This is a genomic window from Pseudomonas atacamensis (genome assembly GCF_017167965.1).
GTDB lineage: Bacteria > Pseudomonadota > Gammaproteobacteria > Pseudomonadales > Pseudomonadaceae > Aquipseudomonas > Aquipseudomonas atacamensis.
Genome location: NZ_CP070503.1, coordinates 4,344,769 through 4,358,498, shown reverse-complemented (window position 1 = coordinate 4,358,498; position 13,730 = coordinate 4,344,769). Strand labels below are relative to the sequence as shown.

At 61.0% G+C, this 13,730-nt stretch carries 12 protein-coding genes; 11 read left to right on the top strand and 1 reads right to left on the bottom strand.

Annotation, left to right across the window (positions count from 1 at the left end; all coding sequences use genetic code 11):
• Positions 1 to 158: 158 nt before the first annotated feature.
• Positions 159 to 518 (bottom strand): DUF6124 family protein, encoded by a 360-nt coding sequence (locus JWU58_RS19860; protein WP_042610027.1) that lies wholly within the window; start codon positions 516 to 518, stop codon positions 159 to 161.
• Positions 519 to 1,139: 621 nt separating this feature from the next.
• Between JWU58_RS19860 and flhA the strand changes: the two genes are divergently transcribed.
• The 11 genes from flhA to JWU58_RS19805 all read left to right on the top strand — a co-directional run bounded on the left by flhA (position 1,140) and on the right by JWU58_RS19805 (position 13,651).
• The gene (gene flhA / locus JWU58_RS19855; protein ID WP_016771062.1) at positions 1,140 to 3,269 is read left to right on the top strand and encodes a flagellar biosynthesis protein FlhA; all 2,130 of its coding nucleotides are present in this window, start codon (positions 1,140 to 1,142) and stop codon (positions 3,267 to 3,269) included.
• Between the two features lie 11 nt (positions 3,270 to 3,280).
• Entirely contained in the window at positions 3,281 to 4,621 is a 1,341-nt protein-coding gene (gene flhF / locus JWU58_RS19850; protein WP_024012117.1) for a flagellar biosynthesis GTPase FlhF, read from the top strand.
• Positions 4,622 to 4,737: 116 nt separating this feature from the next.
• Positions 4,738 to 5,568, top strand: coding sequence for a flagellar synthesis regulator FleN (gene fleN / locus JWU58_RS19845; protein WP_016771060.1), 831 nt, complete (start codon positions 4,738 to 4,740; stop codon positions 5,566 to 5,568).
• Positions 5,565 to 6,305: an RNA polymerase sigma factor FliA gene (gene fliA / locus JWU58_RS19840; protein ID WP_016771059.1), complete on the top strand. Its 741-nt coding sequence runs from the start codon at positions 5,565 to 5,567 to the stop codon at positions 6,303 to 6,305. The genes fleN and fliA overlap by 4 nt, the downstream gene beginning before the upstream one ends.
• Positions 6,306 to 6,472: 167 nt before the next feature.
• Complete coding sequence (locus JWU58_RS19835) at positions 6,473 to 6,844, top strand: chemotaxis response regulator CheY (RefSeq protein ID WP_161986607.1); 372 nt, start codon at positions 6,473 to 6,475, stop codon at positions 6,842 to 6,844.
• An 18-nt stretch (positions 6,845 to 6,862) separates the two neighbouring features.
• Entirely contained in the window at positions 6,863 to 7,651 is a 789-nt protein-coding gene (locus tag JWU58_RS19830) for a protein phosphatase CheZ (RefSeq protein ID WP_042607546.1), read from the top strand.
• A gap of 53 nt (positions 7,652 to 7,704) precedes the next feature.
• Positions 7,705 to 9,981 carry a chemotaxis protein CheA gene (locus tag JWU58_RS19825; RefSeq protein WP_206420834.1) on the top strand — a complete coding sequence of 759 codons (2,277 nt, stop codon included), beginning with the start codon at positions 7,705 to 7,707 and terminating at the stop codon, positions 9,979 to 9,981.
• A gap of 49 nt (positions 9,982 to 10,030) precedes the next feature.
• Positions 10,031 to 11,176, top strand: coding sequence for a protein-glutamate methylesterase/protein-glutamine glutaminase (locus JWU58_RS19820; protein WP_206420833.1), 1,146 nt, complete (start codon positions 10,031 to 10,033; stop codon positions 11,174 to 11,176).
• On the top strand, positions 11,176 to 11,916 hold the full coding sequence (locus tag JWU58_RS19815) for a flagellar motor protein (RefSeq protein WP_016771055.1): 741 nt from the start codon (positions 11,176 to 11,178) through the stop codon (positions 11,914 to 11,916). Before JWU58_RS19820 ends, JWU58_RS19815 begins: the two co-directional genes overlap by 1 nt.
• Before the next feature lie 12 nt (positions 11,917 to 11,928).
• On the top strand, positions 11,929 to 12,819 hold the full coding sequence (motD, locus tag JWU58_RS19810) for a flagellar motor protein MotD (protein ID WP_016771054.1): 891 nt from the start codon (positions 11,929 to 11,931) through the stop codon (positions 12,817 to 12,819).
• A gap of 43 nt (positions 12,820 to 12,862) precedes the next feature.
• Positions 12,863 to 13,651, top strand: a complete 789-nt coding sequence (locus JWU58_RS19805) for a ParA family protein (RefSeq protein WP_039763606.1) — start codon at positions 12,863 to 12,865, stop codon at positions 13,649 to 13,651.
• The last annotated feature ends 79 nt before the right edge of the window (positions 13,652 to 13,730 follow it).

The following is a 13,730-nucleotide window of genomic DNA, read 5'->3' as shown; positions in this document are numbered from 1 at the left end:
TCGCAAAGCTGCTGAACGGGGCGGCGGTTCTTTATGATCGTTCCCACGCGCAGCAAAGGAATGCAGCCCGGGACGCTCCGCGTCCCTTCCAAAGCCGAACGCAGAGCGTCCGTTGAGGCATTCCCACGCAGGAGCGTGGGAACGATCATCGCGTGTCGCTACTGCGGCAATTCCAGATTATCCAGCACCCGATTCACCGCCAATTCCCCGAGCATGATCAGTTGCGCAATGCCCATCAGCGTTCGGCGCTGGGATGGCTTTACCAGCCCGGCGAATTCCTGGGCGATGGTTTTAGCCGAGGCGAGGGTTTCGCAGGCGTTGGCCAGCAGGTCTTCGTTTTTGGTGTCGGCGGTGACGGCGTACATGGCGCGGGGGCTGAAGGGCGGCGGGGTCGAGCCGGGTGGGCAGAGGTAGTGGTCGAGGGCGCGGTCGGCGGCTTGGTGGAGTTTTTTTGAGTCGAGGGATTCGTAGGGGGAGGTGGGGTCGGTTTCGGGTGGGTTGGGTGTTGGTTTGATCATGGTGAAGCTCCTTTGAAGTGGAGCCGCTACAACCTGTCGCTAAACAGGGAGGGTGGCGGCTGTACGCGGGTTAGCGAACCGGTCAAAGGCACCCGGCAGACCCGAAGGTCTCCCGCATACAGCCACCATGACGAAATCGCGAACATACAGATCCGCAACGAAGCCTGGAACGCTGATGCACCTTTGACATGAGTTCGAGTCGCTAAACCCGATCGCTGATTCGTCAGCGACCGGACCACAATAGAATCCGCCCCCAAAGCGCACAAGCCGGCGGATTCTGGCTTGGCTGTAGGCAATGGCGCAAGGATTTGTAGCCTTGAGACCGTGTCTGCAGGTGTCTTTTAAACAGCTTCGTTTAAATCGAAAAAATGCGCCGCATTCGAAGGCCTCTTCGCGAGCAGGCTCGCTCCCACAGGGGCCGTATTCCAAATGTCCGATTGGGAATGCATTTCAAACTGTGGGAGCGAGCCTGCTCGCGAAGGGGTCAGCCCAATCAGTCGATAATCCCAAGTAAAACCGCTCTATTTCATTCCCCGGCAAAAGTTGGAAAGCTTCTTGCAATAGCCGCCCTGCGCCCGTTCGGGGCGTCAAAAGTTTGCTTTAAAGGAACGGGGAAAACCGGTGGATCGCACTCAGTTATTCAATACAGCACGCACCAACGTTGCCGACCTCAGTCGAGGCAATCTGGGCGTGCCGTTGTTGCTGCTGGTCATGCTGGCGATGATGATGTTGCCAGTACCGCCGTTCCTGCTCGACGTCTTCTTTACCTTCAACATCGCTCTGTCGATCGTCGTCCTGCTGGTCTGCGTGTATGCGCTGCGGCCGCTGGATTTCGCCGTGTTCCCGACCATTCTGCTGGTGGCGACGCTGCTGCGGCTGGCCTTGAACGTGGCGTCGACGCGGGTGGTGATGCTCCACGGTCAGGACGGCCACGCCGCTGCCGGTAAGGTGATTCAGGCCTTCGGTGAGGTGGTGATCGGCGGTAACTACGTGGTCGGTATCGTGGTCTTCGCGATCCTCATGATCATCAACTTCGTCGTGGTGACCAAGGGTGCCGGGCGGATTTCCGAGGTGAGCGCGCGTTTCACCCTCGATGCGATGCCCGGCAAACAAATGGCGATCGACGCCGACCTCAACGCCGGCCTGATCGACCAGAACCAAGCCAAGTCGCGCCGTCAGGAAGTCGCCCAAGAGGCGGAGTTCTACGGTTCGATGGACGGTGCCAGCAAGTTCGTCCGTGGTGACGCGATCGCCGGCCTGCTGATTCTGTTCATCAACCTCATCGGCGGCATGGCTGTGGGTATCTTCCAGCACGGCATGAGCTTCGGCGATGCGGGCAAGGTTTACGCCTTGCTGACTATCGGTGACGGTTTAGTGGCGCAATTGCCATCACTGTTGTTATCTACAGCAGCGGCGATCATGGTGACCCGTGCTTCCGGCTCGGAAGACATGGGCAAGCAGATCAACCGCCAGATGTTCGCCTCGCCGAAAGCGCTGGCGGTGGCCGCTGGTTTGATGGCGGTGATGGGCTTGGTGCCAGGCATGCCGCACTTCTCCTTCCTGAGCATGGCGGCGCTGGCTGCGGGCGGCGCGTACCTGTTCTGGAAGAAGCAGAACGTCGCCAAGGTTGTGGCGCTGGAAGAGGTCAAGCGTCAGCAGGAACTGCTGCCGTCGCCGGCCCGCGCCATGGAAACCAAGGAGCTGGGCTGGGACGACGTGACGCCGATCGACATGATCGGCCTGGAAGTCGGCTATCGCCTGATCCCGTTGGTGGACCGCAATCAGGGTGGGCAATTGCTTGCGCGGATCAAGGGCGTGCGCAAGAAGCTCTCGCAGGATCTGGGCTTCCTGATGCCGACCGTGCACATCCGTGACAACCTCGATCTGGCGCCGAGCGCGTATCGCCTGACGCTGATGGGCGTAATCCTCGCCGAGGCCGAGATCTACCCGGATCGCGAACTGGCGATCAACCCGGGCCAGGTGTACGGCTCGCTCAACGGGATCAACGCCAAAGATCCGGCTTTCGGCCTGGAGGCGGTGTGGATCGAAATCAGCCAGCGCGCCCAGGCGCAATCGCTCGGCTACACCGTGGTCGACGCCAGCACCGTGGTCGCCACCCACTTGAACCAGATTCTGTACAAGCACTCCAGTGAGCTGATCGGCCACGAGGAAGTGCAGCAACTTATGCAATTGCTGGCCAAGAGCTCGCCGAAACTGGCAGAAGAGCTGGTGCCGGGCGTGGTTTCGCTGTCGCAGTTGCTCAAAGTTCTGCAAGCGCTGCTCGCTGAGCACGTGCCGGTGCGTGACATCCGCAGCATCGCCGAGGCGATCGCGAACAACGCTGCCAAGAGTCAAGATACCGCCGCGCTGGTCGCCGCTGTGCGGGTCGGCGTATCCCGTGCAATCGTCCAAAGCATTGTAGGCACTGAGTCCGAGCTGCCTGTAATCACATTGGAACCAAGGTTGGAACAGATATTGCTCAATAGTCTGCAGAAGGCAGGACAAGGCTCGGAAGAGGGCGTTCTGCTGGAGCCGAGCATGGCCGAGAAGCTGCAGCGTTCGTTGATCGAAGCGGCCCAGCGGCAGGAAATGCAAGGCCAACCGGTGATCCTGCTGGTAGCAGGCCCGATTCGCGCGATGCTCTCGCGCTTCGGCCGCCTCGCAGTGCCAGGCCTGCATGTGCTGGCCTACCAGGAAGTACCGGACAACAAGCAAGTGACCATCGTTGCGACAGTAGGGCCCAACGGCTGAGGTAGTGGTTTATGCAAGTTAAGCGTTTTTTCGCCGCCGATATGCGTCAGGCCATGAAGCTGGTTCGCGATGAGCTGGGCGCTGATGCCGCCATCATCGGTAACCGCCGCATTGCCGGCGGCGTCGAGTTGACGGCGGCTCTGGATTACAAACTGTCGGCGCTAGCGCCACGGGTTCCGAACATGGAACTCGAAGACGAGCTGCGCAAGACCCAGTCGCGCATCGTCACCGCCCAGGCCGAGCTGAGCCTGCGTGGCGAAGCCGACGGCAACACCAATCAGCAGTTGTTCGCCGGGCTGCCGTTGACCGCAGGCCTGCCGCTGACTGCTGCCGAGCCGCTGAGCGAGCCGACCTACGCCGCACCGACGCGTCCGGCCGCAGCGCCTGCGCAGGCCTCCGCGGGTGTCGATCCGCGTGCACTGGATTCGATGCGTTTTGAATTGAACAGCCTGCGCGAGCTGATGGAAGTGCAGCTCGGCACCCTGGCCTGGAATCAGTTGCAAGGCAGCCGTCCGGCCCAGGCCAATCTGTATCGCCGTCTGCAGCGCATCGGCCTGTCCGGCCCGCTGTCGCGCGATCTGTTGGCGATGATCACCGATATCGAAGAACCCCGTCAGGCCTGGCGCATGCTGCTCGCGCACCTGGCGCGGATGATTGCCGTACCGGAAGTCGAGCCGCTGGAAGAGGGCGGTGTGATTGCCATGGTCGGCCCCGCCGGCATGGGCAAGACCACCACGCTGGCCAAGCTCGCCGCGCGTTACGTGCTCAAGTACGGCGCGCAGAACGTCGCGCTGGTGAGCATGGACAGCTTCCGCATCGGCGCGCAGGAACAACTGAAAACCCTCGGGCGCATCCTCAACGTGCCGGTGACGCACGTCGATCCGGGTCAGTCGCTGGTGCAGGCATTGGATCCACTGCTACGCAAACGCGTGGTTTTGATCGATACTGCCGGCCTGCAAGCCAGTGATCCGGCGTTGCGCATGCAGCTTGAGAGCCTGGCCGGGCGTGGCATTCGCTCAAAAAATTATCTGGTCCTGGCAACCACCAGCCAGAAACAGGTTCTAACCGCCGCTTATCACAGTTACAAGCGTTGCGGGCTGGCCGGCTGCATCCTGACTAAACTGGATGAAACGGCCAGTCTCGGCGAAGTGTTGAGCCTGGCGATCAGTCATGAATTGCCGGTCGCGTATCTGACCGATGGCCCACGGATTCCGGATGATCTGCATCTGCCGCGCCGTCATCAACTGGTCAGCCGCGCCGTCAGCGTGCAAATGCAGGAAGAACCCAGCGAAGAAGCCATGGCTGACATGTTCGCTGATATCTATCACAGCCCGACCAAGCAGGTTGGCTGAGGTAATCATGAACAGTTTTTGTACCTACATCGATGGTCTGCCACGCATTGTTCCGATCAGGAACGCGCAGCCAGTAATGTGGCCTCCGTCTATGCAAGACAAGGTAAAGAAATAACATGGGCAGCATGCATCCCGTACAGGTGATCGCGGTGACCGGCGGCAAAGGTGGCGTCGGCAAGACTAACGTGTCAGTGAACTTGTCGCTGGCGCTGGCAGAGCTTGGCCGTCGGGTCATGCTGCTGGACGCCGACCTGGGCCTGGCGAACGTCGACGTTCTGCTGGGGCTGACACCCAAGCGCACACTGGCCGACGTTATCGAAGGCCGTTGCGAACTGCGCGACGTGCTGTTGCAGGGCCCGGGCGGGATTCGCATCGTGCCGGCGGCCTCCGGCACGCAGAGCATGGTGCACCTGAGCCCGGCGCAACACGCCGGCCTGATCCAGGCGTTCAGCGACATCGGCGACAATCTCGACGTGCTGGTGATCGACACCGCTGCGGGTATTGGTGACTCGGTAGTCAGTTTCGTTCGTGCCGCCCAGGAAGTGTTGCTGGTGGTCTGCGACGAGCCGACTTCGATCACCGATGCTTACGCGCTGATCAAGTTGCTCAACCGCGATTACGGCATGAACCGCTTCCGCGTGCTGGCCAACATGGCGCAGAGCCCGCAGGAAGGGCGCAACCTGTTCGCCAAGTTGACCAAGGTCACGGATCGCTTCCTTGACGTCGCCCTACAATACGTCGGCGCGGTGCCGTACGACGAAAGCGTGCGCAAAGCGGTGCAGAAGCAGCGCGCCGTCTACGAAGCCTTTCCCCGTTCCAAGTGCGCGCTGGCCTTCAAGGCCATCGCCCAGAAGGTCGACACCTGGCCGCTGCCGGCCAACCCGCGCGGGCATCTGGAATTTTTCGTCGAGCGTCTCGTGCAGCAAACCGCAGGGCCTGTGATATGACCGCCAGTGGCATGAATCTTTACAAAAAGTCGGCGCGTGACGCGCAATACGAATTGATCGAGCGTTACGCGCCACTGGTCAAGCGCATTGCCTATCACTTGCTGGCGCGCCTGCCGGCCAGCGTGCAGGTCGAAGACCTGATCCAGGCCGGGATGATCGGTTTGCTCGAAGTCTCGACCAAATACGACGCCAGCAAAGGCGCCAGTTTCGAAACGTACGCGGGCATTCGAATCCGCGGCGCGATGCTCGATGAAGTGCGCAAAGGGGATTGGGCGCCACGCTCGGTTCACCGTAATACCAGGATGGTCAGCGACGCGATTCGCTCGATTGAAGCTAAAACCGGCCGTGACGCTAAAGATCACGAGGTTGCGGCCGAACTCCAATTGAGTCTCGACGATTACTACGGGATTCTGAATGACACCTTGGGCAGTCGCCTGTTCAGTTTCGACGACCTCTTGCAGGACGGCGAACACGAAGGGCTGCACGAGGATGGCGCGAGTGCTCATATGGAGCCGTCACGCGATCTGGAAGATGAACGCTTCCAGGCGGCGCTGGCGGACGCGATTGCCAATTTGCCGGAGCGTGAGCGACTGGTGTTGGCGCTGTACTACGACGAAGAGCTGAACCTCAAGGAAATCGGTGAAGTCCTTGGCGTCAGTGAATCGCGGGTCAGCCAGTTACACAGCCAGTGCGCGGCCCGTCTGCGGGGGCGTTTGGGGGAGTGGCGAGCGCGCTGAAGGCAGTGTGGGGACACTGCGAAACGAGGCTGGTGCGGTGATGAACGGCGCCGGTCTCGATCCGTTGTGCTCCAGACAAACTTCGAGTGCTATGCCGATTGATTGAAGTGGCGCGTCCAGGTGCTGGGCGCGTTTAAGACTGCTTGGAGGTCGAATTGAACAAAGACATGAAAATCCTCATCGTTGATGACTTCTCAACGATGCGGCGGATCATCAAGAACCTGCTGCGCGATCTTGGGTTCACCAACACCGTCGAGGCCGACGATGGCGTAACCGCCATTCCGGTGCTCAACAGCGGCAGCATCGACTTTCTGGTAACAGACTGGAACATGCCGGGCATGACCGGTATCGACCTGCTGCGTCACGTGCGCGCTGATGAAAAACTCAAGCACCTCCCGGTGTTGATGGTTACTGCTGAAGCCAAGCGTGAGCAGATCATCGAGGCCGCCCAGGCCGGTGTGAACGGTTACGTGGTCAAACCTTTCACGGCTCAAGCGTTGAAAGACAAAATCGAGAAGATTTTCGAACGCATCGGCTGATGAATGCGCGGGGGAGCTATGGAGCATAACGAATCATCACAGGGCGATTTCGAATCGACCCTGAAAAAACACGCGGTCGAACTGGTCGAGAGCCTTGAAAAAGGCAGGTTCGGCGACGCGGTGCAACTGATCCATGAGCTCAATCAGACCCGTGACCGCGGCCTGTATCAGGAAGTGGGCAAGCTCACACGTGAACTGCACAGTGCGATCGTCAATTTCCAGATCGATCCGCACATGCCGCAGGCCGAGGAAGTGTCGCAAATCACCGACGCCACCGAACGCCTGGGCTATGTGGTCAAGCTGACGGAAGCCGCGGCCAACCGCACCATGGATCTGGTGGAAAGCGCCACGCCGGTGGTCAACAGTCTCGCTGATGAAGCGCAGACGTTGAGCGCCGATTGGGGCCGCTTCATGCGTCGCGAGGTCGGGGCTGAAGAGTTCCGCGAACTGGCGCGCCGGGTCGACGGTTTTCTGTCACGCAGCAGCACGGACAACCGTGCGGTGTCGAGCAACCTCAACGACATCCTGCTGGCTCAGGATTACCAGGACCTCACAGGTCAAGTGATCAAGCGTGTGACCCAACTGGTCACCGAAGTCGAAAGCAATCTGCTCAAACTCGTGCTCATGGCCAGTCAGGTCGACCGCTTTGCGGGCATCGAACATGACCGCGCCGCAATGCTTGCTGAAAAAGATCCACAAAAACATCTCTCGCAGGGTGAAGGTCCGCAGATTCATGCCGATAAACGAGAAGACGTTGTGTCCGGTCAGGACGATGTGGACGATTTGTTATCCAGCCTTGGATTCTAGAGTTTCGGAATTCGGGTTTTTTGGGTTTTTAGACCTGTAGGAGCACCCCATTAATGAGCTTCGGCGCCGATGAAGAGATCCTTCAGGATTTCCTGGTTGAGGCCGGCGAGATTCTTGAGCAACTGTCCGAACAACTGGTCGAGCTTGAAAGCCGCCCGGATGATGCAGATCTGCTCAATGCAATTTTTCGCGGTTTCCACACTGTAAAAGGGGGCGCCGGCTTCCTTCAGCTCAATGAGCTGGTGGAGTGCTGTCACATCGCCGAAAACGTGTTCGACATCCTGCGCAAGGGTGAGCGTCGCGTTGATGCAGAACTGATGGACGTGGTGCTCGAAGCACTGGACGCGGTGAACAGCATGTTCAGCGAAGTCCGTGAACGTGCACCGATCACCGCTGCCACGCCGGAACTGCTGGCCGCGCTGGCGCGTCTGGCCGAGCCGCAATCGGCGGATGAAGCCGTTGCCGCACCGGTAGAAGCGGTGGAAGAACCGGTCGCCGAAAGCGCATCGGACGACATTACCGATAACGAATTCGAACAACTGCTGGACTCGCTGAATGCCGTCAAGGCCCAGGCCCAGGCCGAGGCTCCGGCCGCTGTCGCTGCTCCCGCGCAGGTTGCCGATACGGCGGCCAGCGATGAAATCACCGACGCCGAATTTGAATCGCTGCTCGATCAACTACACGGCAAAGGCCAGTTTGCTGTAGATGCGGTCGCTCCGGCGGCACCAGCAGCGCCGGCCGCACCTGCTGCGGGCGACAGCTCGGACATCACCGACGACGAATTCGAAGCCTTGCTCGATCAGTTGCACGGCAAGGGCAACTTCGCCGTTGACGCGCTGGAATCGGCCATCGCTTCGGCCCCGGCCGCACCTGCTGCACCGGCAGCCGCTGCGGCCGGCAGTGATCTGATCAGCGATCACGAATTCGAATCGCTGCTCGACGAATTGCACGGCAAAGGCAAGTTTGACGCCAGCGCTGCGACTGCCGGCTCTGCGTCGAGCGTCGCCACGCCAGCGGCGAAAGCTCCGGCTGCCGCTGCTGCGCCGAAACCTGCGGCCAAGCCTGAGCCGAAAGTCGAGGCGCCGAAACCGGCCGCCGCTGCTGCACCGGCTCCGGCCCGTGCGCCAGCCGCTGCTCCGGCGGAAAAACCGGCCAGCGAAGCGGAAACCACCGTGCGCGTCGACACCGCGCGGCTCGACGAGATCATGAACATGGTCGGCGAGCTGGTGCTGGTGCGTAACCGTCTGGTGCGCCTGGGCCTTAACAGCGGCGACGAAGCCATGTCCAAGGCCGTGTCGAACCTCGACGTGGTCACCGCTGACCTGCAGACCGCCGTGATGAAAACGCGGATGCAGCCGATCAAGAAGGTCTTCGGGCGCTTCCCGCGTCTGGTTCGCGACCTCGCACGTCAGCTCAAGAAAGAAATCAACCTGGAACTGGTGGGTGAAGAAACCGACCTCGACAAAAACCTTGTCGAGGCTCTTGCCGACCCGCTGGTCCACTTGGTGCGCAACGCCGTCGACCACGGCATCGAGTCGCCGGAAGAACGCGAAGCATCGGGCAAGGCCCGTGGCGGTCGCGTGGTGCTGGCGGCCGAGCAGGAAGGCGACCATATCCTGCTGTCGATCTCCGACGATGGCAAAGGCATGGACCCGAACGTCCTGCGTTCGATCGCGGTGAAACGCGGTGTGATGGACAAGGACGCGGCCGATCGCCTGAGCGATACCGAGTGCTACAACCTGATCTTCGCCCCGGGTTTCTCGACCAAGACCGAGATCTCCGACGTGTCCGGCCGTGGTGTCGGCATGGACGTGGTGAAGACCAAGATTTCCCAGCTCAACGGTTCGATCAACATCTACTCGACCAAGGGCCAGGGCTCGAAGATCGTCATCAAGGTGCCGCTGACCCTGGCGATCATGCCGACGCTGATGGTCATGCTCGGCAATCAGGCGTTCGCGTTCCCGCTGGTCAACGTCAACGAAATCTTCCACCTCGACCTGTCGACCACCAACGTCGTCGACGGTCAGGAAGTGGTGATCGTGCGCGACAAGGCGCTGCCATTGTTCTACCTCAAGCGCTGGCTGGTCAGCTCCGCCGCTCACGAAGAGCAGCGCGAAGGCCATGTGGTGATTCTTTCGGTGGGCACACAGCGGATCGGCTTCGTCGTCGATCAACTGGTCGGCCAGGAAGAAGTGGTCATCAAGCCATTGGGCAAAATGCTCCAGGGAACTCCGGGCATGTCCGGCGCCACCATCACCGGTGACGGCCGCATTGCGCTGATTCTCGATGTTCCAAGCATGCTCAAGCGTTACGCCACAAAGCGTATTTGAATCCGGGGCGGCGGCGCGATGACGCGCCGCTGCACCTAATGGAGTGTTTATGGCAGTCAAAGTCCTGGTGGTGGACGATTCGGGTTTTTTCCGCCGCCGCGTCTCGGAAATTCTTTCGGCGGATCCGAGCATCCAGGTGGTCGGCACGGCCACCAACGGTAAAGAGGCGATCGATCAGGCCATGGCCCTCAAGCCTGACGTGATCACCATGGACTACGAGATGCCGATGATGGACGGCATCACGGCGGTGCGGCACATCATGCAGCGCTGCCCGACCCCGGTGTTGATGTTCTCCTCGCTGACCCACGAAGGCGCGCGGGTAACCCTCGATGCGCTGGACGCCGGCGCGGTGGATTTCCTGCCGAAGAATTTCGAAGACATCTCGCGCAACCCCGAGAAGGTCAAGCAACTGCTGTGCGAGAAAGTCCACAGCATCTCGCGCAGCAATCGTCGTTTCAGTGCCTACAGCGCGCCGGCTCCCGCCGCTGCGCCAGCGCCGACGCCTGCTCCGGCAGCGTCGAGCTACGGCAGCCACACGAGCCACAGCAGCCCTGTCCCGGCACGTCCGACGCCAGCGCCAGCGCCTGCCCGTGCATCCGCTGCCAGCGCTTCGTCGCCAGCACCGAAACGCAAAGCCTACAAACTGGTTGCCATCGGCACTTCGACGGGCGGCCCGGTCGCGCTGCAACGTGTGTTGACGCAATTGCCGGCGAACTTCCCGGCGCCGATCGTGCTGATCCAGCACATGCCGGCGGCGTTCACCAAAGCGTTTGCCGAACGTCTCGACAAGCTCTGCCGTATCAGCGTCAAGGAAGCCGAGGATGGCGACATCCTGCGTCCGGGCCTGGCGCTGCTGGCGCCGGGTGGCAAGCAGATGATGATCGACGGCCGTGGCGCGGTGAAGATTCTGCCGGGTGACGAACGTCTGAATTACAAGCCGTGCGTGGACATCACTTTCGGTTCTGCAGCCAAGTCCTACGGCGACAAAGTTCTGGCAGTGGTGCTGACCGGCATGGGCGCCGACGGCCGCGAAGGCGCGCGTCTGCTCAAGCAGGGCGGCAGCTCGGTGTGGGCGCAGGACGAAGCAAGCTGCGTGATCTACGGCATGCCGATGGCCATCGTCAAAGCCGATCTGGCTGACGCCGTGTACGGTCTGGACGACATCGGCAAGCACATCGTCGAGGCGTGTATCTGATGGATGTTCTCAGCCTTATCGGCCTCATCATGGCGTTCGTCGCCATCATCGGCGGCAACTACCTTGAAGGCGGTCACCTCGGCGCGCTGGCCAACGGCCCGGCGGCGCTGATCGTACTGGGCGGCACGGTCGGTGCTGCGCTGCTGCAATCGCCGATGAGCGCGTTCAAGCGCGCCATGCAGATTCTCGGCTGGATCTTCTTTCCGCCGCGTGTCGACCTGGCCGGCGGCATCGATCGCGTGGTCAATTGGAGCCTGACGGCGCGCAAGGAAGGCTTGCTTGGCCTCGAAGGCGTGGCCGACGCCGAACCTGACAGCTATTCGCGCAAAGGTCTGCAACTACTGGTCGACGGCGCCGAGCCGGAAGCCATTCGCAGCATTCTCGAAGTGGATTTCTACACCCAGGAATCCCGCGATATCGAAGCGGCCAAAGTGTTCGAAAGCATGGGCGGCTACGCGCCGACCATCGGCATCATCGGTGCGGTGATGGGCCTGATTCACGTGATGGGCAACCTCGCTGATCCGTCGCAGTTGGGTAACGGCATTGCCGTGGCGTTCGTCGCGACCATCTATGGCGTGGCCAGTGCCAACCTGATCCTCTTGCCGGTCGCGGCCAAGCTCAAGTCCATCGCGTTGCGGCAGTCGCGTTATCGCGAAATGTTGCTGGAAGGAATTCTGTCGATCGCCGAAGGTGAAAACCCTCGTTCCATTGAGTTGAAGCTGCAAGGCTTCATGGACTAAGGGAATAACCTCATGGCTCGTCGTCGCCACCAGGAAGAACACGTCAATCACGAGCGCTGGCTCGTGTCCTACGCGGATTTCATCACTTTGCTGTTCGCGTTTTTCGTGGTGATGTACTCGATCTCGTCGATCAACGAAGGCAAGTACAAAGTCATTTCCGAAGCGCTGATCGGCGTGTTTACCGACTCCGATCGCTCGCTCAAACCGATTCCGATCGGCGACGAACGACCGAAAACCGTGACCCCGGCCAAGCCGCTGGTCAAGGATGCCGAGCAGGTCGACGCCGGTATATCCGGGGCCAGCGATCCGCTGAAAAGCATCGCCGATGACATCAGCGCCGCCTTCGGTGACTTGATCAGCTCCAACCAGATGACCGTTCGCGGCAACGAGTTGTGGGTCGAGATTGAGCTCAATTCCAGCCTGTTGTTTGGCAGCGGCGACGCCATGCCGAGCGACATCGCGTTCAACATCATCGACAAGGTCGCGGCGATCCTGAAGCCGTTCGACAACCCGATCCACGTCGAAGGCTTCACCGACGATCAACCGATCCGCACCGCGCAGTACCCGACCAACTGGGAACTGTCCTCGGCGCGCTCGGCGAGCATCGTGCGCATGCTCGCCATGCAGGGCGTGAACCCTGGGCGACTGGCGTCGGTGGGCTACGGCGAATTCCAGCCAGTGGCCAACAACGCCACGGTCGAAGGCCGGGCGAAGAACCGTCGCGTGGTGCTGGTGGTGTCGCGCAATCTCGATGTGCGCCGCAGCCTGACGGGCACCGGAACCGCCAATGCGCAACCTGATGCGGCGTTGAAGCGCGCTGGCACACAAACTGCACCGACCCCGGTCAAGACGCCGGGACGCGAGAGTGCCGTCAATTCTCCGTCGCCCGCATTAACACGCTGAAGCATGTCTCGGTCAATCAACCTGGCCGGGAGGAACGAACTGAATGAGAGTCTGGGCAGTCGCCAATCAAAAGGGTGGTGTCGGTAAAACCACATCCTCCATCGCTTTAGCCGGATTGCTGGCCGAGGCGGGCAAGCGCGTGGTTGTGGTCGATCTCGACCCGCACGGCTCGATGACCAGCTATTTCGGCTACGACCCCGACAGCCTGGAACACAGCAACTACGACCTGTTTCTGCACAAGGGCAGCGTGCCGCAAGGCCTGCCGGGGCAGTTGCTGTTGTCGACCAGCGACGAACGCATTTCCCTGCTGCCATCGAGCACCGCACTGGCCACCCTTGAGCGCCAGTCGCCGGGGCAGAGTGGCCTGGGTCTGGTGATCGCCAAGAGTCTGGCGCAACTGTGGCAGGACTTCGATTACGCGATCATCGACAGCCCGCCGTTGCTCGGTGTGCTGATGGTCAACGCCCTCGCGGCGAGCCAGCAACTGGTGATCCCGGTACAGACCGAGCACCTCGCCGTGAAAGGTCTGGAGCGCATGGTCAACACCCTGGCGATGATCAATCGCTCGCGCAAACAGCCGCTGCCGTTCAGCATTGTGCCGACGCTGTTCGACCGCCGCACGCAGGCGTCGATGGGCACCTTGCGCGTGCTGCGTGACAAATTCCCCGAAGACATCTGGCACGGCTACATCCCGGTCGATACCCGTCTGCGCGACGCCAGCCGGGCGGGCGTCACGCCTTCGCAATTCGACGGCAAGAGCCGTGGCGTGCTGGCCTACCGCGCGCTGCTCAAGCACCTGCTCGCGCAGCAACTTGTTCCGCAGGTGGCCTGAGCATGATCCTTATTCGTGTAGGAGCTGCCGAAGGCTGCGATCTTTTGATCTGGCCTGTCAGTGCTCCTGAAAAGATCAA

Excerpts from the sequence above, each read along its gene's own strand:
- JWU58_RS19825 (WP_206420834.1), top strand. The coding sequence starts at position 7,705 with ATGAGCTTCGGCGCCGATGAAGAGATCCTTCAGGATTTCCTGGTTGAG.
- JWU58_RS19835 (WP_161986607.1), top strand. The coding sequence starts at position 6,473 with ATGAAAATCCTCATCGTTGATGACTTCTCAACGATGCGGCGGATCATC.
- JWU58_RS19830 (WP_042607546.1), top strand. The coding sequence starts at position 6,863 with ATGGAGCATAACGAATCATCACAGGGCGATTTCGAATCGACCCTGAAA.
- fliA (WP_016771059.1), top strand. The coding sequence starts at position 5,565 with ATGACCGCCAGTGGCATGAATCTTTACAAAAAGTCGGCGCGTGACGCG.
- JWU58_RS19860 (WP_042610027.1), bottom strand. The coding sequence starts at position 518 with ATGATCAAACCAACACCCAACCCACCCGAAACCGACCCCACCTCCCCC.
- fleN (WP_016771060.1), top strand. The coding sequence starts at position 4,738 with ATGGGCAGCATGCATCCCGTACAGGTGATCGCGGTGACCGGCGGCAAA.
- JWU58_RS19815 (WP_016771055.1), top strand. The coding sequence starts at position 11,176 with ATGGATGTTCTCAGCCTTATCGGCCTCATCATGGCGTTCGTCGCCATC.
- motD (WP_016771054.1), top strand. The coding sequence starts at position 11,929 with ATGGCTCGTCGTCGCCACCAGGAAGAACACGTCAATCACGAGCGCTGG.
- JWU58_RS19820 (WP_206420833.1), top strand. The coding sequence starts at position 10,031 with ATGGCAGTCAAAGTCCTGGTGGTGGACGATTCGGGTTTTTTCCGCCGC.
- JWU58_RS19805 (WP_039763606.1), top strand. The coding sequence starts at position 12,863 with ATGAGAGTCTGGGCAGTCGCCAATCAAAAGGGTGGTGTCGGTAAAACC.
- flhF (WP_024012117.1), top strand. The coding sequence starts at position 3,281 with ATGCAAGTTAAGCGTTTTTTCGCCGCCGATATGCGTCAGGCCATGAAG.